This window comes from Lentilactobacillus sunkii DSM 19904, assembly GCF_001435575.1.
Lineage (GTDB): Bacteria > Bacillota > Bacilli > Lactobacillales > Lactobacillaceae > Lentilactobacillus > Lentilactobacillus sunkii.
Window position 1 is genome coordinate 14,181 of sequence record NZ_AZEA01000026.1, and the last position, 22,928, is coordinate 37,108.

Sequence of the window (22,928 nt, forward strand, 5' to 3'; positions counted from 1 at the left end):
CAGATCAATTATGCATTATTTCTTCTTTTCATAAAGCCAGGCAAGAGAACTGCCACAATTCCGCCTAACGTTAAAATGCTGATAAGAACGGTCATCAACGGATTGCTGTAAGTGACTTTAACAAAGTGCCTGCCCATACTGACATTCTTCAAAGTCAGGACGTGATCCTTATCCGTCTTCACTGGATACGGATGACCATCCATCATCACAGTGTAATGCTTGTCATAGATGACAAACGGCAGATTGACACTCTTAAATGGTGCTGAAGCTTCAAAGGCCATATTTGTGCCGTTCGGAATCGGCATTTTAGCAACCGGAATGGCCAAAGTAGGCGTGTTGTTAACAATCGCCTGCTGCATGGAAAGCTGCTGAAACTTGGTATGCTTCATCAGTGGCAGGTAGTCCGCCGTGTCAATATAGCCCATCAGGTTCCTGTATTGGGCGTGATTAGTTACTCGATACCAGGCAATTCCTTGGACAAATTGAATCTGATTACTGTTGGGATACAACCGCGTCTTCAGTTCAGGCGCTTTTTTTGTGAAATTAACCCGACCAGACTGAGAGTTCAACGACAATCCTAAAACGACCAGACTGAATAAAGCCAACCCACCAATTCTCATTTGCTTTTGGGTAACCTTCCCCAACAACTCAGAGCCGATCACACTGAATAGATAAGTGAACCCCAACTGAGGTAGGATCAAGAAGCGCCATGGGAATTGAAGTAAAACCAGGGATGTGTGTTGGAATATTGACCATGGGAACAAACTGCTGCTAAGAATGACAAAGCCGATGCCCACCCAAAAGATTTCTTTTGAAAATCTGGACAGGCTGCGATATTTCACAATTGCCATCACAAACCCCGCCAGCGCAACGAGTGTAAAGCCGTACGCAATATTGTTGGTCAACGCACCCATCGTATACTCAAGCAGGTTAATCCCGTTTAAATCAAACGTAAACGGTTTGGTCATTTGAACGCTGGTTCCAAAATGAAATGCCGGAATCCAAAAGCTGCTGCTGAGCAGACCGGTGATGCCGACTGCTTTACTCAAATTAATCCATTTAACCCGATCGGTCTTTCGAATATCGATGATTAAAAAGATGACCAATGCCAAAAGGACAATCAGAATATTCAACACATGGCTCAAACAAACCATCGTCATCCCAAGTGCCAACATTCGGTATTTACCAGAAGTGATCCAATGGTAATACCCAGCAAAAATTAGCGGCAAAAAGATAATCGTGAAGCTGATCCCAATATCCACCATCAAGAAGTTGTAGGTAATATTCAATCCGGATAAGGAGTAGGCAACCGCAAATACGTATGCACCAACGGTATCCTTAGGTCGAACAGAATGATACCCGGCATAACTCACGACCAAACATAGAAAGGTCGCCACCATGTTACCAATGTAAAAACTTGTGATCGGATCCTTAACCAACAGCCGAATTCCCGCAAACAAATACAACGGTCCTTTAGGATACATACTCATAACCGCAGAACCCATCTGATTCAAGTCAAAGGTCGCCAGATACGGATTCAAGTGCCCATGAAGTAAATTGTTGTACATTTCATCAATTCGCTGTAAATGGAACTGCAGATCCTGCCCGGAAAACAGCCAGTGATACTTGAAAAGCAGCCAGACACTGACGACACTAAAAAGGGCAAATAAAATCCCCTGTAGATAATAACGCTTCATAAACTGAACTATTTTAAAACCAATCGAATTTGGATCATTTGTCTTCGTTTCATCAACCATGTATATATGAACCCTCTCAATTTAGTGTTAGTAATTCAATTCTACCATAACCAAAATTGAGATTAATTCTCCCATCGGCTTTCGTCCGGTCCAATCGGAATAATCCGGTCAAATGAAGTCACCGGATCATCGCTGATTTGGAAGAAATGCTGCTTAATCGCTTTGAAATCTGTGTCATGCTTAAATGCCGGAATCTGGTAACATTCTCTGGCATAACGCCAAAGATTTGGAAACTCATCCAATCGTTTCTTATTTAGTTTGTCTTTATAGTAGAAGACCAGATCAAAGCGAATCAGACTGACCACCAGCCAAAAGTCCGGCAGAGTGATGGTATCGCCCATCAAGAATCGTTGATCGGCCAACCGTTGATCCAGTGCTTCCAACCGGTCGAAGTATTGCTTGGCCAACTTGTCATATTCGCTTTGGGAAGTCGCCTCGGTAATCTTACCCGGAACCGAAGTGATATCAGTAATAATTTGAGCGCTCATGGCATCGATTTCATCTTGTCTGTCAGTTGGATAGACATCAGCAACATCTTTGGAAAAATATTGTTTCCAGTATTTCCCCAGCTCATTCATGATTGTTTGTGATGAACTGTTGACCACGCCACCAGTCTTTAAATCAATCAAGGCAGGGACAGTTGGCCGACCTGAAAAGGTGGAATCGGTCTTTTGGTAGTTTTCTGATAAGCGGGTCGTGTGAAGAATCGGATCTTCATCGTCGTCATTCTTGCCAAAGAACCAGTTGTCATCAATGCCAGGATGGCGTAAGGGATAAGTCGCAAATTTAGAAATCACCTTATTCAATCCGGTGTAATCGATCATGATGGCTGCCGGGGTTGCCCAAGGGCAGAATTTGGCCCAGACATAGTGATAGCGGTTGGGTTCAACTGGTAATTCACCGGTTGAGAACTTCTTTTCAAATGATGACTGATCAGTACTTCGAGGATGAAACGCACAGGCATCCCCTGCATTAACTTTTTGACTCATAGCGACCCACTCCTTTTACATAAGATTTTATATCCACTTTACTCGGATAAATATCGATTGCCAATAAAAATGCGACTTGCCATAACGGTAAGTCGCATCTTTATTGAAAATTATTGATAAGCATCATACAATTTTTCAAAGTTAACCGTTCCTAAACCAGTTGCTTGGTTGTAGACCTTGCCTGGTTGGCCGGTATAGTACAGGTTCGAGTTGTTGGTATCACTATCAAGTACCGTAAATGGATCTTTATCTTTATCAGGATTCTGGGCCAGCTTGTAAATCTGAGCATTCCACAGGCCCATCCGAGTCCCTTTACCACTATTGATAACGGCAGTTGCACCGTTAAATTGAGGAGCAACGGCGGAAGTTCCACCGACATTCTGCCAGCCGGTTGCCTTGGTGTAAATCTGGTATCCGGTATTTGGATCAGCGTTGGCCGATACGTCAGGATAATTACGACCATACTGAGTTCCACTCAGCAGAGGTGGGTTAATTCGCGGCTGCAGGAGATTTGAGAGATACTCCCGGGCATTGAAGGTATTTACCCCTGGAACGTCTTGTTGATACTGTGGCGTGTCATAGAGGGTACTGATACCACCACCGCCGGCATTATACAGAGACATAAAGTCGGTTAAGCTGGTCTGGAATGCCTTTCGGTTCTGGCCGTATGCTTTGTACATATAGTCAGCACCCCAAGCCCGTTCCTTATCAACTGAAACCTTGATGCCATTATCCAGTTTCTTACTGAATGGCAGGGTGGTTCCACCAGTTGCGGTTACCCAAGGGTTGTCAGATGGAAAATCAGCATAGGTACTGTAGTTCGGAATGGAGAATGGTCCTAATTTAGCACCAATTCCTTGACTATAAGCACCGGAATCACCGGATGCCACAAACGTTGAAATTCCTTGTAAGGCACCTTGAGCCATCAACATGGTCATGGCTTGTCCATAAACGGGTGTCAACAACTTGCTCTTATAGTAGTAATGAGTCAGATATTCATTCAATCCCCAACTCAAAGATAATGAGCTGGCTTTGTTTTCATCAAAGGCGGTCGCAAATGTGTTGGCCATTCCAACATCACTGAAGTTGGATTGGTAAACCCGCACATCAGCTTGAGGCGCAATCGCACCGGACTGCTCAACATCAAGCATCGTTTCAAGCTGGTTACTTGCAGTGTTGGTTGTTTGAACGGCTGGCGCTTTAACTTTCTTAACACTCAGTCGGTTCGGTTTGGTGTCAATCCCTTCGCCCTTCCAGAAGGTTTCGGCATCTTTCTTGCTGAAGCCGGCAAAGGTAATGATACCAACTGTTTGGCCTTGACCTTTATAACCTTTGTCATACAACGGCTGAAGGTTGTATTGCTTAACAAATTTGTTTGGAGATGACTTGGTCAATGGCTTGGATGTCTTGGTCTTGTTTGTTGTAATCCCGGTACCACCTGCACTGATTGTGGTAATCCCAAGAATTGTCATGACATGATCAGCCAAATTATCCGGCATGACCGGCTTCTTACTTGAAAATTGCACCGGATTCGAATGGTACTTTGCAGTCTGCAGGTTAGTAGCGAAGGCCTTGTTGATATTCTTGACCTTACCATCAACTCGAATAATCAATCCGTTGCTGAATGCGTGTGACTTTAAATTGTACTTCTTGAAAAATGGCTTGAATTCACCAACAACACTGGCTGGTTGACCAAATTCCCCTCTGAACTGAGTCGGTGTATAGAAGTTCTTAAAGTCACTGTTGCCGGGTGTATTCACTGCATAAACCCGATTAGTCAATTGATCTTCATTCTGTGGCTTTAAAACAATATCCAATGAAACAGTCTTGTTAGGTGAAAGTTTCTTCTTCGCCAACAACTGCTTCAAAATCTTGTTAATTCCATATGGATCTTTACCAGCCGGCTTCTTTTGAGTTGAAGCTTGGGCAGCTGGTGATACTGCTAATAAAACGGCTAAGCTGGCGATCCCAACCATCAGCTTTCTAGCTTTTATCATTTTCTCAACCTCTTCCTATATCCTCAATGTGACGTGTAGTTGAGCTGCACTCATCCCCAATGGTTTCCAAAACGGCACCATTTCTGTATATGTAAATAATGGTCATTCATAAGGCTCCCCATACGATTACCTGCCTTTTCGAACTAGTGTGAGAGTACACTTAATCATATTATATGTCAAGAATGTTACAAAATGAATTCAGCTTTCAAAAGCAACCCAAAAAGCCCTGAAAGTGAACTGACACTTTCAAGGCTTTTATTGATTCTAAATACTGTTTAATTGTTGTTAATCATTATTTAGGATTTGCTGCAGTTAAGGACAAACTGCTCCAGAATTCATTGTTTTCTGCGGCAACATTATAACCCTTAACCCGCTTGTTAACTGGACTCCATGAATAACTAAACTCTTCAGGAGCATATGCGGCTTGACTATTCATATATTCTTGCCACTTCTTGTATTGTTGAACACGGTACTTGGCATTCCAAGCTTTATTGCTGTTCAAGCTGTTAAGAAGTTCGGTATTCTTCTTGGTTGCAAAGTGACCCATGTTGTAAGGTGCATCAACACCGTAAATCTGAGTTGGTGTTGGTTCAGATGAAGTTGACCAAGCACCCAGGAAGACATCCATCTTGTTTTGCTTTGGCTTCTGCAATGTTGTGTAGAAGCTGTTCATTTCCATTGGCTTGCCACCAGTCATTTGAACGTTCAGACCAGCTTTGTGCCATTGTTGCAGGTAGTATTGATAAGTAGCTTCAGTAGCTGATGAACTGCTCATAGCACCAAGGTGAATAACCAGCTTCTTGCCGTTTGGATCAGTCCGCCATTTACCTTGCTTCTTGTATCCGGCTTTATCAAGCAATGACTTCGCTTTCTTCATATTATACTTAAAGCCAGGAGTCTTTGAATCATAAACATCCTTAAAGACAGGTGGGATCAAGGTGTTGGCACGCCAACTCAATCCATTACCAAATTTCTTGGCAACAGCATCGATATCAACAGCATACATCATAGCACGACGTAAGTTCTTGTTGGCCATCTTGGCATTCTTATCCATCACGTTCAGACCAGTCTTAGGATCCATGTGACCAACGTTAAAGCCGAAGTATGAGTATGAAAGTGCTGGGGTACCAGCGGTTCCATAATCCTTCAACTTCTTGATCTTTGGATATTGACTGGAGCCAATTCCGCCCAATACAAAGTCATATTTCTTGGAATTCATAGCGGCAACAATGTTATTCATTGAAACAACTTGAATTGTAATATGCTTGATTTGAGCTTTCTTACCCCAGTAATACTTGTTTGGGGACCAAGTGGTGGATTCACCTTGGACTTCCTTATCAAGCTTGTAAGGACCGGTAAAGATTGGATTCTTACGAACTTGTTTAGATGATGCAAGCTTTGAAATTGGGGTGCCCTTATAGTATTCGTAAGGTTCAACACCACCCCAAATAAATGAGTTGCCTGCAAATTTCATTGAAGGTGACATCTTGGTTAAATGAATGACAACCGTACGTCCCTTTTGACCATCCGGGTATGTAAATCCTGAAATTGTTTTTGCTTTTCCAGCATGATAGGCTGCCATGCCTTTAATTGCAGCATAGTCAGATGAATATTGTTGTGAAGTTGTATCTTTGTTACCAATGATTTCGTATGGATATTCAATATCTTTGGCGGTAACTTTAGCGCCATTTGACCAACGAGCATTCTTACGTAAAGTGATTGTGACCGTCTTGGCTTTTCGGTTCAAACGTTGATTTGCCAAACCACCATCGATAATCTTCCAGTTCTTGGTAACATTAAACAATGAGTCGGATCCGCCTGGTGCACCTGGTGAGAAGACATCTGAATCTTCAGCGTTTGAAGCCAAAGTTCCAGAAGCAATTCCTGTAAATGGTGCATCGTTAACTTCAGCAATCTTTAAGGTACTGTTATTGCCGGCAGTAGTTGCTTTACCTGGTCCACTATATTTAGACGACATGGTAATATGTTTGCCGGCTCCTGATTCGTTACTGCTCTTATTAGAACATGCGGCCAATGCCAATACAGACATTGTCGCAATTCCAACTGTGAGCCACTTTTTCTTGCTCATAAACATCCCTCCAATTTTTTGATTCACCAACTAATAGATACTCACCTTAACATTCAAAAAAATGCACCATCTCCTTTAATGTTAAAACCGAATTACCCTAATCCTGCTGTTTACCACGACGCTGAGCAGCATTCGTTGCCCGACGCATAACCTGACCAATGTAACTAATTGAAAGACAGAGGACAATAATTTCCAATGCAGCTGGGAACCAGGTCCACCAGTAACCGGTAATGTTTTCCGGATCATTAGCGTTGGCAATTAAAGTACCAAGTGATGGCGTCCCCATTGGAAGGCCAAAGCCCAAGAATGAAAGTCCGGTTTCAACACCAATATTTTCAGCAAATGACAATGTGGTATCAACAATAATTAATGATGAGATGTTGGGCATGATTTCTCGGAAGATAATCTTCAGATTACCGGTTCCGGAAGTCTTGGATGCCGCAACATAATCTTTTTGTGATTCGGCCAATGTCCGCGATCGAATCAGCCTTGAAGTTCCCATCCAGTAGAAGATTGAAAGAATCAAAGTCAACGTAATGGCGTTGTAATGAGGAATGATGGTGACGATAACAATGATCGTCATTAACATGGGGATAATCATCATAAAGTCATACACACGCTGCATCGCCAAGTCGACCATCCCGCCGTAATAACCGGAAATGAGGCCCCAGCAGATACCAAATGTTGATGAGATGATCGTCAATCCAATCGCAATGCTAATTGAATTTCGTGAACCAACAATGAGCTCTTTGGCAATCGAACGACCGCCTGAATCAGCTCCCAGCCAATATTCAGGGGTAAATGGCTTTGCGTAATACCCCATCAAATTGGTTTCCATCATCTTCGGTGTGTTAATAAACATCGATGCAACAATCACAAACAGAATGAAGAAAATCAGAATAAACAATGAAGCCATTGCCGGCTTGTCAGCCTTGAACTCACCCCACATAATCTTGGCACGGGATGGTGTGGCCTCGGCGGCAGCTTCTTTTGATAACTTTTCAAGGTCTGCGGCAGAAATTGATGTGACGTCTTCAATATCTCTTTTCATTTCTGCACCCCCTACTCTATCCGAACACGTGGGTCAACAATGCTCAATACAATATCAGAAAGCAAAGTTCCCATTAAGTTCAAGAATCCATACAACAGAACAAGGGCGGTAATAACCGTGTAATCACGGAAGTTGATGGCGTTCAAGAACAGCAATCCCATACCTGGATATGAGAAGACCATTTCAGTAAAGATTGAACCACCAAGCAATCCGGTAATTGAATATCCGGCAAACGCAGCGATCGGCAACAGCGAGTTCCGGAAGATATGGTGACGATAAATATCCTTCATCGGGACACCCTTGGAACGGGCAGTCCGAACATAGTCGGAATGTTTGGCGTCAATGACTTCTGAACGTAAATACTGAACGATGTTCACAGTTCCAAATAACGCACCCAACAGTCCAGGAAGAATAATGTGTCCAAGTCGGGACATGGTCGTCGCTCCGAAACCGGTTGCGGTCGCTGAAATCGATCCGCTGGTTGGGAACCAGTTTAAAGCATACCCAAAAATCCAAATACCAAGAACCAAAACAACGAAGAAAGGAATCGACATTGTTACATATGTATATACACGTACCAATGTGTCTTGGAGTTTACCTTCATGATGGGCTGCGTAGAGACCTAATGGAAGTCCAATGGCGTATGTGAGCACCATCGTAAACAAGGCCAGCCACAAAGTGTTGGCACCACGTTGTTGAATCAAGTCAACAACCGGTTCCTGATACTCGTAACTCATCCCAAGGTCGCCGTGGAACAAATGGACAACCCAGTTCCAGTATTGCTGGTACCAGGGATCATACAATCCGTGGATTTCCATCAAATGATGAATTTGAGCAGGATCAGCTTTGGGGTTGATTGAACCGGTAAACGGATCTCCGGGCATTGCCTTGGCGAGCAGGAAGACCAGAATGCTTAAGATGACAAGTTCGGGAATCATAATCAGAACCCGTCGTAAAATTGTTTTCCACATCAGACGTTTACCCCCTCATTTTCAGATTGTTGTTCAAATTCTTTGGCAAGATGCGGCGGTAACGCAACTGAATGAGTTGGTGATACCTTAACAAGTGGGAATGCCATCCCGTCCTTGTCATAGTATGTTGCCTGCTGCTCTTGATAGATTTTTTCAATTTCCAAACGATGTTTGCGGTGTTCTTCTCGATGATTAACGTTGGTCTCGGGAATCGCTGCCAGCAGCCGCTTGGTGTAAATGTGCATTGGATTATTGTAAATATCATCTCTGGTTCCAACTTCCACAATCCGGCCGCGGGTCATGATGGCAATGTTCTTGCACATGTGACGGACAACCCCAAGGTCATGAGAGATGAACAGGTATGAAATACCAAACTGACGTTGAATCTTCTTCATGAAGTTCAAAACCTGCGCCTGAACTGACAGGTCCAGAGCAGAGACAGGTTCGTCAGCGATAATCAACTTTGGATGAGTGGCAACTGCCCGGGCAACCCCGATCCGTTGCCGCTGACCACCGGAGAATTGGTGAGGATACTTGTATAACGCATCGGCATCCAGTCCAACGATGTCCAACAATTGAAGAACTCTGAGCTTTTCTTCTTCCTTATCTAGATGTTCGAAGTTGCGAAGCGGTTCAGCGATAACGTCTTCAATCCGTTTGCGGGGATTCAAACTGGAAAGTGAATCCTGGAAGATCATTTGAACGTCATGGTTATAATCCAGCTTGCGGCGGTTTTCGCCTTTGGTGACGTCTTTTCCTTTGTACATAACCGTACCGGAAGTCGCTTTTTCCAACCCAATAATTGCTTTGGCAGTCGTTGATTTACCTGACCCGGATTCACCAACCAGGCCGTATGTTTCGCCGGCTTCAATATTAAAAGTGACGCCATCAACGGCTTTAACGTTGTCGACAATTCGGTTCCAGAAGCCGCCGCGAATTGGGTAGTGGACCTTCAAATCGTTAATTTCAATTAGACTCATGTCCGGCACCCTCCTTTACCTGATCTGGGAAATAAAAATCTTTGTAGCAGGTGCAGCGAACTAAATGATTGTCACCGATATCATGCATCGTTGGCCGAGCTTCATGCGCCGAAGCGGGAATCCACGGAATCCGGGGTGCAAACCGGTCGCCTTCTTTAGGCATCTTTTGTAGAGATGGCACCATGCCTTGAATGACGTACAGCTCATCGTTTTCGTTGTCTCGTTGAGGCATTGAACGTAATAGTGAACGGGTATAAGGATGCTTTGGTTCATTAAAGATTTGAGCAGCTGTTCCCTGTTCAACAATTTGGCCGGCATACATAACCGCAACCCGGTCAGCAGTTTCGGCAACCACTCCGAGGTCATGGGTAATCAGAATAATCCCGGCATGGTTTTCTTTTTGAATGTCGCGGAGAACGTCCAAAATTTGGGCTTGAATCGTGACATCCAAAGCAGTTGTCGGTTCATCGGCAATAATCAAATCAGGTTTGCAGGCGATTGCAATCGCGATAATAATTCGTTGACGCATCCCACCGGAAAGTTGATGTGGAAACTGGTGCGCGGTTCGCTCCGGATCGTCAATGCCAACTTCGTTTAAGAGTTCAATCACTCGTGCATGACGCTGCTTTTCGGTCATCTTCGTGTGATAAATCATGACTTCTTGAATCTGATCCTCAATTCGTTTCAAGGGATTCAAGGCAGACAATGGATCTTGGAAAATCATCCCAATCTTTGCACCCCGAAATTTGTTGTATCCTTTTTCATCCAGTTTTAACAGATCGGTTCCCTCAAAGTCGATTTCACCTGAGATCTTGGTTTCTTCAGGATCGTGGAGACCCATAATAGTTGTCGCTAACGTGCTCTTACCACAACCGGATTCCCCCACGATTGCCAAAATCTCATCATGTTTCACTTCGAGGTTGACGTTTGAAACGGCATCATAGTATTGACCATTAATCTTGAAGGCGGTGCTGACGTCTTTGATGCTCAAGAATTGGTCGTTATTAGTCTCAACCACGTGAATATCTCCTTTGAAAATCATTTATGTATTGCAAACTGATTATAAAGTGATTAATAAAACAGCTTTTTAATAATTGTTGAATATTATATTCTCATTTCAATTCAAGTTATGCAGTTTTTCAAAAAAGATTATTGATGTAAACGGCTTCAATTTGCTTAATGACACAAAAAATGCGATGACAGCTTTTGTCATCGCATTCTAATCAGTTCTAATGAAGAAATGTTTATTTGATAAGTTTTACATATTTGGCATTCCCGGTAATGTAACCACCGGCAACCCGATATCTGAGTGTCCCGTGTTTAGTCATACTATTTGCGTGTGAATATGAGAAACCATAAACTTTGAACACTTTATGGGAGCTCTTTGCATAATGTTTATTTCTCTTGGTAAGGCCGGCATTTGAATAACGATTAATCGCGCCTTTTGCTTTTAAAGTTTTAGGCAGGCCATGCCGTCCCATTTGAACAAGTTTGCGGTTTCCGGTTACATACTCACCATTATCCAACACAAATCGGGTAGTCAGATTGTGACTGACAATCTTTCGAACCTTGAGAACCGTTCCCTGCTTATAGTTCTTAACTTTACCAGTCTGGTTGGGATTCTTGTAGCCATTGACACCACGCGGATTGATGACAGTAATCTTGGTATGTTTACTTTGATAGTAAACTGCCCGAACGTATTGCCAGTTGGCGGTAATATAGCCGGTCTTATTGCGAGTCTTCGAGAGATGGTTGACGTCTCGAACCTTATAGCGCAGATTTCCTTTTTGATCGCGGGCATAACCGGTAACGACAAACATTGGCCGGTTGATTCGTGGCTTTTTTGTATACCAGGTTAGTCGACTACTCTTAGAAAAGTTTTTGGATGCATACAAGCCGATCTTCTTAATTGAGTATACGGCTGACCCCTTCTTGCTGATCACATTTGGTGTTGGGTTGGTATTGTCATTGCCACCATTGTTATCGGAAGGGGTATCTGATCCACCTCCGGTATTATCGCCGCCACCATGGTTATCTGGCGAAGTGATCGTAAAGGTCGCTGTTACATTACCTAATCCAAAGTCATAGTTTGGATACTGGGCATTCAACGCTGCAATTTCACTTGCAGACAATCGAACGGTATACGTACCTGCTGCACCGCTGTTATTTTCAATCGTATACTGTCCATCAATTAACTGGATCGTCCCAACAGACTTTCCGTTAGCATCAATTAAAGTCAAGGTTGGTCGGTAGTTGCTGTCACCGATTGGTTTGCCGTCATAAACCTTTGATCCACCAGACAAAGTTGACTTACCCTGCTGCTTGGTGATGATATAGGTGGACTGAACGGTCTTCAACCCGTCAACGTCATACAGCGGATATGCGGCCTTAATCGCATTAATCTCATCAGCTGTTAATGTAATCAGATAAGAACCGACATTGGCACTGTCATTTTGAACAGTGTATTGATTTGGTTTAATCGTGATATTTGCCAGCACGTTGCCGGTTGCGTCATACAGCGTCAGGGTTGGTGTGAAGTTACTCTCACTGACTTTTTTACCATCATAGATTTTACTTCCGCCACTCAATTCAGCCTTCACTGATTGGGCAGTGATCGAAAACTTTCCGGTTACCGAGGCTAAATCACCGAGATCATAATTGGCATATGCAGTATCACTCTTGAGAGCCTTGATTTCATCTGCTGATAGCCGAACCGTGTAATCGCCGACAGCTGAGCTGTCATTATCAACTGTATATTGGCCGGCACTCAAAGTAATCGTCTTAACAACGTCATTACCATCTTTCAACGTTAATGTTGGCCGCCAAGTTCCTTGAGTGACAGTTTGACCATCATAAGGCTTGGTACCAGACTCCAAAGAGGCAGTTACAGCTTTTGGTGTGATTGTATAGGTTGTTGAGATGGTCTTTAGGTTGTCGAACGTATAATTTTTATGTTTGGCTTGAATTGCGGCAATTTCTGAATCCGACAGCTTGACAGTGTACTTGCCAACATCGGCACTATCGTTCTTATCAAGTGTGTATTGGCCGTACTTCAGAGTGAGCGTATCAACCGTTTTCCCAGCGCTGTCTTTCAAGGTTAGCGTTGGTTCAAAAGTCTGGCTGACTGTCTTGCCGTCATATACTTTGGTACCACCGGAAAGTGTTGAGGTGCTCTTGGCAGATGTTATCGTATAAGTGGTGTGAACATTGTTCAGATTGGTAAATGTATAGTTTGGATATTTCTGTTGAACAGCAGCGGCACCCTTTTGGTTCAAGGTAATGTCGTAAGACCCGACGGCAGAATCATCATTTTTGATGTCATATTCCGTTGGTGTCAGCGTGATTGTGCCGACCGTCGAATTATCGCTGGTAACCGTCAATGTTGGCTGCCAACCACTTTGACTCACTTTATTGCCATCATAGGCCTTGGTGCCGCTCGCCAATGAAGCGATTGCCTCAGCCTTAACAATCGTAAAGGAAGCACTTGATGGGGTTGCAGTCAGTGCATACTTCTCACCATACTCCGTGTCCAAGCTGCTCTGTCCTTTGGTTGTCAAAGTAACCGGGTAGGTTCCCGGATTGGCGCTGTTGTTGGTAACGGCAATCTCACCATCTTTTGGTGTGTACCCTTGATTAAGTCCAGCGAAAATGACCGCATAGTTGCCTGGTGTCGGCTGCTGAACACTGCCATTATAATTCACGGCTTGACTGCCGGTTAATGAGTATGTCAACGGTCGCTTAACAACCGATACGATGATTGATGTTTCATCATTTCCATATGCATATGTCACAGTATAGTCACCAGCCTTACCGGTAACCGAATCGCTATTACTGATGGTGTTGCCATCGGAGTCTTTAATCGTAACGGTCAACTTGTCAAAGTCTTGACCATCATAATTATCCTTGGGTGACCAATTATCGCCAACATAAACGGTTGATGGATGTGCGGCAATCTTTGGAACTTCACGGAACACCGTATAGTTTCCGGAATAAATGATATCGCCGCCATCTTTCAAAGACCATGAAAAGCTGAATTGTTTGACGCCGGCGGGAATGTCAAACACCCCGGTTTTAGCATCATAAGTGACACCGTTCGTTAAATTGGTGAGTGACAAGTCCAATGATGACTTGCTGTTCATATCCACATCAAACAAATCACCAATTTTTAAGGTTGCCTGTTCAGCGGTAATCGTTGCTGACTGACCAATCGCACCGCTTGTAGGCAGCTTGGCAGTTGATCCATTTAATTTAGTAATATTATTATATGAAAATGCATCTGAACCAATTGTGGGGCTGCCCACAACCTGAACGCCAGAAAGCTTGTTACCGGTAAACGCCTGGACCCCCACTGCAGTCACACCTTTAGGAATGACAATGGTACCGGCGATTTGATTGTATACGAACGCCGAGTCACCGATTGTTGTCAGCGTATCCGGTAAAGTGACACTGGTAATCTTGTTGGCAGCAAAGGCCTGATTGCCAATGGTCTGTAATGGACTATTGAGTGATACGCTGCCGCTCAATCCGGTATATTCGAACGCCCCATTATTGATTGTCTTCAAACTGGTGGCATCCCCAAAATTAACACTGGTAATATTTTTATTGTACAAAAAGGCCTGGGCGCCAATGGTCGTCAATTTGGCGTTCAACACCAATTTGCTTAAATTATCCATACCAAGAAAGGCTTGATCGCCAATGGTTTCCACGTTTTTACCCAGCGTTACCTGGCTCATCTTGCCGTAGATAAAGGCCGAATTGCCAATGCTGGTTACTGAATCAGGAATTGTCAAAGGCGTTGTCTGCTGAAGGCTGACAAATGCCAAATCACCAATTGTCTTCAACTGAGTTGCCTGTGAAAAGTCAACACTGGTCAAATCTTTCAAATATGGAAAGGCTTCTTTGCCAATTGAAGTGAGATATTGAGGTAGAACAACACTGGTCATGCCATCCTGGTAGCGAAAAGCATCATTGCCAATTGAAGTCACTTTGTAAACAGCGCCGCTGGAATCTTTAACCGTGTCCGGAATCACAACGTTTGGCTGATGACCGCTTTGACCAACCCAAATATTTAAACCGGTCAACGTGGCCGTGTGATCCGTTGTATTATATTGCCATTTAAAATCCGACTGATCGTTGGCCTCAGCAGAAACGTTTTTCTTGGCGGCCGCATGGGCCAAAATTGGTGTGGATAAATAATATCCACCATCAATCACGCCGGTCCCAATTCCTAATGTGATGGTCAAAAAGGCTGTGGCCAATTTCGACTTCTTCATCCTGATTCCCCCATATCTCGACTCATTTTAGTGATGCATGATAACTCATTAAATATACGCTTTTCTTGCTAAATCAATCATGGAAAACGCCATTTTTTCAAAAACTTAGCAAATAAACCAGGCAAAATGAAAGATCAGCAAAGTTCTGCTGATCCAACAATTGTTCATATTCAATCCTACTTGTTGACGGCCGTAAATCGTTCATTATGGTGCGCCGGCTTTTGAATTTCATCCAGAATGACTTTTGCCATCGTTCCAGACGTAATTTCGGATTTCCCCGCAGCATTTGTCAGCAGTTTGTTGTTCCCCAAAGTATACTCAGCTGCGTCTCCACGCTTAAAAGTCGAGCTTGGTGAAACGGCCACCCAGTTAACGCCGGTGGTATTCTTCAACAGTTCATATTCTTTAGCCTGCTGGCGTGGCACATCAATGAAGGATTCGTTATTTGGGATCTTAAGCAGCTTATCCAATAAATGCTGACCATCCGGTGTTTCCAGACTGGCAGCGCCTAAAATAAAGAATAAACGTGGCTTGTCAGAACCTTTTGCCAACTCAACAAGTCGAGCCGCCAGATCAACATGCTTGTATGCCTGACTCACATCATGAGTTGCAAATGCATCAACGAGGACATCCAAATCGGCAATATCACCCTTTTGAATGTCAAAGACGTCTTTGACAATATAAGCTGCATTATCGGAAAACATGTCTTTGGCTTTAGATTCGTTTCGAACAAAGGCGGTTACTCTTAATCCCCGTTCAATTGCTTCTTTGGTGATTGCACTCCCAGCCATTCCGGTTGCGCCAATCACACCAATGTTTAATGTCATACCGGTTTCCTCCATATTATTCGTTGTAAATGGAACATTTATGATTAAGTTAATTACTTAAGTATAGTATCAACTGTTTTTTACGGCTTTTCAATTATTTTGACTTCTCACTTTTATCTTGAATCATCTCAACTGAGCCAATAACGGTGAGGAAATCAAAAATTCCGAAAGTATGATTTACCCTCGGAATTTTTAGTCAAAATCATTTAGTTATTTTGAAAGTTGAAGCGGTTTTCCAGCCACATCGATGGTAATTGGATCGCCTTCGATCAACTTGAAGTGGGAACCGTCTTTGTCGACGTCGACTTCAATCAGACGGTCGCGGAAGACTTGTCTGAATGAGTAGTGAGACCACTTCTTAGGTAGGAATGGTGCGTAATGCAGCTCGCCTTCGCGAACCCGCATGCCGGCAAATCCTTGAACCACCGCGATCCAGCCACCGGTCATGGCAGTAATATGCAAGCCGTCAACGGTATCGTTATTGTAGTTATCCAAGTCCAGTCGGGCAGTCCGTTCGTATAATTCAACGGCCTTGTCTTCATAATGAAGGTCGGCAGCTAATACGGAGTAAATTGCTGGTGACAGACTTGATTCATGAACGGTGTATTGTTCATAGAAATCAAAGTTGGACTTCTTCTGTTCAGGTGTGAAGTCTTCAATGAAGTCCCAGATTCCTTGAAGTACATCCCCCTGCTTGATGTATGGAGAGCGGAGAATCTTGTCCCATGACCAGTTCTGGTTCAATGGCAATTGATCGGCAGGAATTTCTGAAACCGGCTTGAGATCCTTGTCTAGGAAGCCGTCGTGTTGAACAAAAATGTTCAAATCTTTATCGTAAGGCAGATACATATTATCGACAATGTCCTGCCAGTGCTTCTTTTCATCTTCACTGACATTTAACTGCTTAGCCTGTTCAGGCGAAACTTCCTTGAGAATTTCCAAGGTGTATTTCAAAGTCCATTGAGCCAAAATGTTGGTATACCAGTTATTGTCAACGTTGTTCTCATACTCATCTGGGCCGGTCACACCATGAATCATGTAGTTCTTGTTGCGTTGGCTGTAGTGAACACGGTCAGCCCAGAAACGGGAAATCTCGGTCAGCACCTTTGAGCCTTCGTTTAAGACGTATGAAGTATCGCCAGTGTATCGGGTGTAATTGTAAATCGCGAAAGCAATATCACCATTTCGATGAATTTCTTCAAAGGTGATTTCCCATTCGTTATGACACTCAATTCCGTCAAAGGTTACCATTGGGAACAGGGCACCTTTGAGTCCCTGCTGCTTGGCGTTATGGTAGGCACCATCCAGTTGTTTGTACCGGTACATCAACAGATTCCGAGTGACTTTCGGATCGGTAATCCCAAGGTATACTGGAACTGCAAACGCTTCGGTATCCCAGTATGTGGCACCACCGTACTTCTCGCCGGTGAATCCTTTAGGCCCAATATTCAACCGTGAGTCTTCACCATAATATGTTGAGAAGAGTTCGAACAAGTTAAACCGAATGCCCTGTTGAGCTTCAGTATCACCGTCAATGGCGATGTCTGACTTGTTCCAGCGATCAGCCCAGATCTTTTCGTGAGCTTCAAACAACTCATCGTAGGATTGGGTGGCAACCTTATCGCTCAATTGATGCATTGCAGCAGTCAAAGCTTCTTGCGTATCATAATCACGAGATGTCACAACGATGACCCGTTTTTCAAGCTGAGCCGAGTCGTTGGGAGCCAGCTCACCGGAAAATTCATTTGCAACTTCTTTTTCGTTGGGCTGATCAATCTTTTCAGCCTTCAAACCAGTCACGTTGCGCATTTCCATTCCTGAAGTGAAGCGTGGTGTGCCAAATGGGTTGGGCGTGGTTTCGGCAATCACACTGCCTGAATCAGTTCCCTGTTCAGTGGAATGGACTTCCCAGAACCGTTCGTCGTAGTTGGAATCTTCATTCTTAACGTCGCCGTCAATGGCAGAATCGATTACTAAATCCACCTTACTTGAGCCCACGTTCTTAACGGAAACCCGTTGAACTGAAAGTTCTTGCTGGGCAACACTCAAGAATCGTTCGAATCGAACAGCGACTTTGGCATCACCTTTGGTTACTGTGAATGAGCGGGTTAAGAGGGCCTTTTTCATATCCAGGTTTAATTCAAAATCACTGAATTGATCCTTGGCCAGATCGATTGATTCGCCATTGATCTTAATGCCCATCTTAATGAAATTAACAGCATTGACCACTTTCCCGAAGTAATCGGGATAGCCATTTTTCCACCAGCCAACCCGGGTCTTGTCCGGATACCAGACGCCACCCAGATAGATGCCGGCAAGCGTGTCGCCGCTGTAATCTTCTTCGAAGAAGCCACGCATTCCCATATACCCATTTCCAAGGCTGGTCATGGATTCCTGTAATCGCTTGTCTTCAGGCTTAAAGTCGTGGGTCACGATATTCCAAGGCGCTACTTCAAAAGTTCTTTTCATAGATAAACGTCCTTTCTAAGCTTTAAAAGTTTCTTTGATAAATCCAACTGAAACTGCACCAAGGGCCATGATAATTCCGGCTAACAGGAACATGTTTGGCTGCGCATTTCCAAGTAATGGGAACAGGCCAAAGCTGGCAAGTGATGCGACGATTTGTGGTAAACAGATTGAACCGTTGAACAATCCAAGATAAGTTCCCATATGTTCACCAGACAAAGCGTTGGTAACCATGGTTAATGGGTAAGTGTTCATTGAAGCCCAGGCGATTCCGACCAAGGTATATGAAATGATCAAAATGTATTGGGTGTGAATGAAGAATACTGATAAGAATCCGATGGCACCTAATGCCAAGCTCAATGAATATCCCAACTTGTGATGATTATTAGGTAATTTGGCTAAGACATATGACCATACAACGGCGGCAATTGATTGAACGGCAGCTAAAACACCGTACCAGTTACCGGCAGCCTGATAGCCTGCAGAAGTTGCGTTGGTCGTATTCCAGACGTTGTTGGCAATGGCTCCGGCTGAGTATGTCCAGAGATATTGGAATGAGATCCAGCAGAAGAACTGTACCAAAGTAACCGTCCAGAAAACTTTAGGAGCTTTTTTCAATAATGCCCACCAGTTACCACCGGTTGAGTTGGCTTCTTCAGTAATACCGTGATATTTGGCATAAGTCTTAGGATCATATTCATGAACCTTGAAGATTGTCAGCAAACTTGTAAGCAACAGAATTGCGGCACCTACATAGAAGGAAATAACAACTGATTGAGGAACCACACCTTTTTTAGCGGTGTTGGCAACTCCGAATGCAGTAAAAATAAATGGGAAGATGGCTGCGATAACCGCACCACCATTTGATAAGAAGCTTTGAATTCCGTATGCGTAACTCTTTTGGTCGTCGTTAACCATATCGCCGACCATCATCTTAAACGGCTGCATCGCAATATTTGACGAAACATCCAGTAGAGCCACAGTGACAGCACCGAATACTAGTGCGGTAACGGATGCGTATCCGAAGCCAAAACTCCCCGAGTTCGGCAACAGACACATGACCACAATGGCAATTAACGTTCCTAAAGCAAGGTAGGGAAGACGCCGGCCGCCAAGTTTAGGCGCCCATGTTCGATCTGAATAATAACCGATAATCGGCTGAACAATTAATCCGGCCAATGGTGGCAAAATGAAGAACCAACCCAACTTGTTGGGATCTGCCCCAATGGTTTGGAAGATCCGGCTCATCTGTGAGCTTTGCAGGGTAAATGCGATCTGCACACCCAGGAAACCAAAGTTAATCATCCAAATGGTACTGGCAGGAAGCTTGGGTAAGCCAGACTTCTTGGTTGCTGCCGCGCTGCTTTGTTCATCCATTTCATATTCCTCCAATTCAAAATAGCATTAAATAATAGCGTTTACATTTTGTATTATTGCACGCTTTGTTCAGAATTGCAAACGGTTGCATGAAAATTAAGTGAACATTTTCTCGGAACAATCCAGCAAAATGCCGTGGTAACGGTTACTTGTGCGTTAAATCAATTTTTAAGAAAATATTGGGGGATCAATTCAATCGTGGGGAATACCCATTTCAAAAATTAAATAAAAAAAGTTTTTTTGCCCTTTTTCACTGATATATAACGGATGTGGTCTAGACCTCACGATTAATATGAAAATTTGTCTTGTAAAATGAGTTCACCTTTTCATTGCACTTCTATCAAAAATGTTTTATATTGAACAAGCATTCACAAGTTGTTTGATGTATACAATTTCATAAGGTGGTGAGATTTACATGTTGTTAGGTAGTGTTGAAGCCGGTGGTACGAAGTTTGTATGTGCCGTTGGTAACGAGGATTACCGGATTTTGGACCGGACGCAGTTCCCTACGACCACTCCAAAAGAGACCTTGCAAAAGACTGTTGATTACTTCAAACAGTTTAAGGATCTCAAGGCAATCTCGATTTCTTCGTTCGGACCGATTGAGCTTCGTAAGAACTCTCCCAAGTATGGGTACATTACAAATACCCCGAAAAAAGGCTGGTCTGATACAAACTTTGTAGGTCGAATTAAAGAGGATTTTGATATCCCGATTAGTTGGACGACTGATGTGAACGGTTCGGCTTATGGCGAATATGTCATGGCAACGCTGTTCAATGAGAAGATTAATTCACTGGTTTATTACACCATTGGTACCGGTGTTGGTGCGGGAGCAATTGTTGATGGCAACTTCATCGGCGATATGGGCCATCCCGAAATGGGCCACGTTCGTTTGAAGCGTCATCCCGATGACCTGAATTTCAATGGCATCTGCCCTTATCACGGCGATTGTTTGGAAGGCTTGGTTTCAGGACCGACATTTGAACCACGGACCGGTAAAAAAGGCCAAGATGTTCCGTTAACCGATCATACTTGGGACATCATGGCATTCTATGTTGCTCAAGCAGCCATCCAAGTCACTTTGATGATGCGTCCAGCCAAGATCGTCTTCGGCGGTGGCGTTGTCAGTGAAGGCTTCTTAAAGAAAGTTCGGGAACAGTTCAATGAACTGATGAACAATTACGTTGACGTTGGTGATCTCGACAAATACATCGTGATGCCATTAGTCAAAGATAACGGTTCAGCAACCGTTGGTGATTTTGCTTTAGCTTTAAAGGAATATAACAAGTAACAACTTATTTTTTTGATAGATTCCACAAACGTTTGTGGAATGAAAAAGACATTCAGAGGAGATTAATTAAATTATGAAAGCACTCGTATTTACTGGAAAACAACACATGGAAATTCAAGACATCGACAAGCCAGAAGTAAAGCCTAACGAAGTTCGTGTCGACACTGCCTACGCTGGTGTTTGTGGTACCGATCACGCCCTGTATAACGGCCTTCCAGGCTCAGCCGATGCTGTTCCACCAATCGTATTTGGTCACGAAAACTCAGGCGTTATTTCCGAAGTTGGCTCTGACGTTGACGGCTTCAAAGTCGGCGATCGGGTAACTGTTGACCCCAACATCTATTGTGGCAAATGTTTCTACTGCCACACTGGCCGTCCAGAACTTTGTGACAACCTATCAGCTGTTGGTGTAACTCGTAATGGTGGCCTTGAAGAATCCTTTACTGCTCCGGCCACAAACGTTTACCCTATTCCTGATAATGTCTCATTAAAAGACGCTGCCGTTATCGAACCCATCTCATGTGCCGTTCATGGTATCGACTTACTTAAGTTGACCCCTTACCAAAAGGCTTTGGTTATCGGTGATGGCTTCATGGGTCAATTGTTCGCCCAAATTCTTCAGTCTTATGGTGTTCACCAAGTTGACCTTGCCGGCATTATCGACGAAAAGCTGGACCTTAACCGTGAAAAATTAGGCGTTACCAACACATTCAACACGACCCGTGATCAGATTCCTTCAGACTACGACGTTGTGATCGAAGCCGTTGGATTACCACAAACTCAACAACAAGCCGTTGAAGCTACCCGTAAAGGTGCTCAAGTATTGATGTTTGGTGTTGGTAAGCCAGATGCTCATTTTGAAATGAACACTTACGAAATTTACCAAAAGCAATTAACTGTTCAAGGCTCATTCATCAACCCTAACGCATTTGAAGATTCAATTGCCCTTCTCCAAAGCGGTGACTTGAACGTCGATGCAATCATCAGCAACGTCTTCAACTTGGACGAAGTTGAACCATTCCTGCAAGGTAAGACTAAGGGTGTTTCAAAGGCCGTTGTAAAAGTAGGTGACTAATTTGAAAAATAGTGAGGAAACCGCCAGCCAGGTATTAAATGGCCGGACAATCTCGATGTCCAAATCAATTACATTCTTCATCATTTCGCTGGTAATCAACTCCGCCGGAAACGTGTTGACCTTGGTAACCAGTGCCCAAATCCACCCTTCCTATCTGGGATCGGCCTATTGGACAGCAGCAGAAGCCAACTTGGCCGTTGCGTTCGGCTGGAATCTGTTTTGGACATTCTTAATTCTTGGTGTCGTGATTACAATCTTAAATGCAATTTTAGTTGGCCATTGGGAATGGCGCCGAGCACTGGGAAATTTAATCTTCATGGTTCCCTTCTCTGCTTTGATCCAGTTCTTCGAGGACTTTTTTCTCGGCAAGTACCCGGCAATATTCAGCGGTTTCCCGCCAGCTAAAACGCCACTCATGATCGGATTTTATATCATATTGAACTTCATCGGTGTCGCAATGATCGGAACCGCCATCTCGATTTATCAGCGGGTTAACCTGGTCCTGCATCCCGCCGATGACTTAATGCAGATCCTGCGTTTCAAGTACTTCAAGGGAAATGCCAACACAGCGATGTGGGCGTCATACATTCCACCGACACTGATGGCAATCCTGGCATTCGCAATCACCCGTCAATTCACCAACTTGGGAATTGGAACAATCTTCGCGTTCCTGTTCCAGGGCGGAATTACCGGAATAGCGGATACAAAGGTCTTTCCAAAGTTGAAGCACCAGGCGCTGGATGTGGGAAAAGAGTAAGAGATAATATGAAGTGACCCCCTAAGTT

15 protein-coding genes are annotated in these 22,928 nt (G+C 43.8%); 3 read left to right on the forward strand and 12 right to left on the reverse strand.

All coding sequences use genetic code 11. The annotated features are described in order from the left end of the window. Window positions 1-8: 8 nt before the first annotated feature. The 12 genes from FD17_RS11220 to FD17_RS11275 form a co-directional block, all read right to left on the reverse strand. Entirely contained in the window at window positions 9-1,757 is a 1,749-nt protein-coding gene (locus FD17_RS11220; RefSeq protein WP_057826264.1) for a 6-pyruvoyl-tetrahydropterin synthase-related protein, read from the reverse strand. Window positions 1,758-1,819: 62 nt separating this feature from the next. After that, a complete protein-coding gene (locus FD17_RS11225; RefSeq protein WP_057826265.1) occupies window positions 1,820-2,746 on the reverse strand; it encodes a glutathione S-transferase C-terminal domain-containing protein in 927 nt (308 codons plus the stop codon). Between the two features lie 110 nt (window positions 2,747-2,856). Further along, window positions 2,857-4,743, reverse strand: a complete 1,887-nt coding sequence (locus FD17_RS11230) for a S53 family peptidase (protein WP_057826266.1) — start codon at window positions 4,741-4,743, stop codon at window positions 2,857-2,859. Between the two features lie 292 nt (window positions 4,744-5,035). Then, window positions 5,036-6,832, reverse strand: a complete 1,797-nt coding sequence (locus tag FD17_RS11235; protein ID WP_057826267.1) for an oligopeptide ABC transporter substrate-binding protein — start codon at window positions 6,830-6,832, stop codon at window positions 5,036-5,038. Window positions 6,833-6,929: 97 nt separating this feature from the next. Next, window positions 6,930-7,883, reverse strand: a complete 954-nt coding sequence (locus tag FD17_RS11240) for an ABC transporter permease (protein ID WP_057826268.1) — start codon at window positions 7,881-7,883, stop codon at window positions 6,930-6,932. Window positions 7,884-7,894: 11 nt separating this feature from the next. After that, window positions 7,895-8,854, reverse strand: a complete 960-nt coding sequence (locus FD17_RS11245) for an ABC transporter permease (protein ID WP_057826269.1) — start codon at window positions 8,852-8,854, stop codon at window positions 7,895-7,897. Then, window positions 8,854-9,834, reverse strand: a complete 981-nt coding sequence (locus tag FD17_RS11250) for an ATP-binding cassette domain-containing protein (protein ID WP_057826270.1) — start codon at window positions 9,832-9,834, stop codon at window positions 8,854-8,856. Before FD17_RS11250 ends, FD17_RS11245 begins: the two co-directional genes overlap by 1 nt. Beyond that, window positions 9,821-10,852 carry an ABC transporter ATP-binding protein gene (locus FD17_RS11255; RefSeq protein WP_235803213.1) on the reverse strand — a complete coding sequence of 344 codons (1,032 nt, stop codon included), beginning with the start codon at window positions 10,850-10,852 and terminating at the stop codon, window positions 9,821-9,823. The genes FD17_RS11250 and FD17_RS11255 overlap by 14 nt, the downstream gene beginning before the upstream one ends. A gap of 226 nt (window positions 10,853-11,078) precedes the next feature. Further along, the gene (locus FD17_RS11260; RefSeq protein ID WP_057826272.1) at window positions 11,079-15,107 is read right to left on the reverse strand and encodes an MBG domain-containing protein; all 4,029 of its coding nucleotides are present in this window, start codon (window positions 15,105-15,107) and stop codon (window positions 11,079-11,081) included. A 176-nt stretch (window positions 15,108-15,283) separates the two neighbouring features. Beyond that, the gene (locus FD17_RS11265; RefSeq protein WP_057826273.1) at window positions 15,284-15,934 is read right to left on the reverse strand and encodes an NAD(P)-dependent oxidoreductase; all 651 of its coding nucleotides are present in this window, start codon (window positions 15,932-15,934) and stop codon (window positions 15,284-15,286) included. 210 nt (window positions 15,935-16,144) lie between these two features. Then, a complete protein-coding gene (locus FD17_RS11270; protein WP_057826274.1) occupies window positions 16,145-18,403 on the reverse strand; it encodes a glycoside hydrolase family 65 protein in 2,259 nt (752 codons plus the stop codon). A 15-nt stretch (window positions 18,404-18,418) separates the two neighbouring features. Continuing rightward, a complete protein-coding gene (locus tag FD17_RS11275; RefSeq protein WP_057826275.1) occupies window positions 18,419-19,777 on the reverse strand; it encodes an SLC45 family MFS transporter in 1,359 nt (452 codons plus the stop codon). A gap of 415 nt (window positions 19,778-20,192) precedes the next feature. On the opposite strand from FD17_RS11275, the gene scrK reads away from it, so the two are divergent. From scrK to FD17_RS11290, 3 genes are all read left to right on the forward strand, one after another. Beyond that, window positions 20,193-21,068, forward strand: a complete 876-nt coding sequence (gene scrK, locus FD17_RS11280) for a fructokinase ScrK (RefSeq protein ID WP_057826276.1) — start codon at window positions 20,193-20,195, stop codon at window positions 21,066-21,068. A gap of 73 nt (window positions 21,069-21,141) precedes the next feature. Beyond that, window positions 21,142-22,143: a zinc-dependent alcohol dehydrogenase family protein gene (locus FD17_RS11285; protein ID WP_057826277.1), complete on the forward strand. Its 1,002-nt coding sequence runs from the start codon at window positions 21,142-21,144 to the stop codon at window positions 22,141-22,143. A gap of 1 nt (window position 22,144) precedes the next feature. Continuing rightward, window positions 22,145-22,900 carry a DUF6198 family protein gene (locus tag FD17_RS11290; RefSeq protein WP_057826278.1) on the forward strand — a complete coding sequence of 252 codons (756 nt, stop codon included), beginning with the start codon at window positions 22,145-22,147 and terminating at the stop codon, window positions 22,898-22,900. The last annotated feature ends 28 nt before the right edge of the window (window positions 22,901-22,928 follow it).

What these genes read in the sequence shown, in the direction of transcription:
- FD17_RS11240 (WP_057826268.1), bottom strand. Translation starts at nt 7,883, where the DNA reads ATGAAAAGAGATATTGAAGACGTCACATCAATTTCTGCCGCAGACCTT.
- FD17_RS11260 (WP_057826272.1), bottom strand. Translation starts at nt 15,107, where the DNA reads ATGAAGAAGTCGAAATTGGCCACAGCCTTTTTGACCATCACATTAGGA.
- FD17_RS11220 (WP_057826264.1), bottom strand. Translation starts at nt 1,757, where the DNA reads ATGGTTGATGAAACGAAGACAAATGATCCAAATTCGATTGGTTTTAAA.
- FD17_RS11245 (WP_057826269.1), bottom strand. Translation starts at nt 8,854, where the DNA reads ATGTGGAAAACAATTTTACGACGGGTTCTGATTATGATTCCCGAACTT.
- FD17_RS11250 (WP_057826270.1), bottom strand. Translation starts at nt 9,834, where the DNA reads ATGAGTCTAATTGAAATTAACGATTTGAAGGTCCACTACCCAATTCGC.
- FD17_RS11230 (WP_057826266.1), bottom strand. Translation starts at nt 4,743, where the DNA reads ATGATAAAAGCTAGAAAGCTGATGGTTGGGATCGCCAGCTTAGCCGTT.
- FD17_RS11285 (WP_057826277.1), top strand. Translation starts at nt 21,142, where the DNA reads ATGAAAGCACTCGTATTTACTGGAAAACAACACATGGAAATTCAAGAC.
- FD17_RS11275 (WP_057826275.1), bottom strand. Translation starts at nt 19,777, where the DNA reads ATGGATGAACAAAGCAGCGCGGCAGCAACCAAGAAGTCTGGCTTACCC.
- FD17_RS11270 (WP_057826274.1), bottom strand. Translation starts at nt 18,403, where the DNA reads ATGAAAAGAACTTTTGAAGTAGCGCCTTGGAATATCGTGACCCACGAC.
- FD17_RS11225 (WP_057826265.1), bottom strand. Translation starts at nt 2,746, where the DNA reads ATGAGTCAAAAAGTTAATGCAGGGGATGCCTGTGCGTTTCATCCTCGA.
- FD17_RS11235 (WP_057826267.1), bottom strand. Translation starts at nt 6,832, where the DNA reads ATGAGCAAGAAAAAGTGGCTCACAGTTGGAATTGCGACAATGTCTGTA.
- FD17_RS11265 (WP_057826273.1), bottom strand. Translation starts at nt 15,934, where the DNA reads ATGACATTAAACATTGGTGTGATTGGCGCAACCGGAATGGCTGGGAGT.
- scrK (WP_057826276.1), top strand. Translation starts at nt 20,193, where the DNA reads ATGTTGTTAGGTAGTGTTGAAGCCGGTGGTACGAAGTTTGTATGTGCC.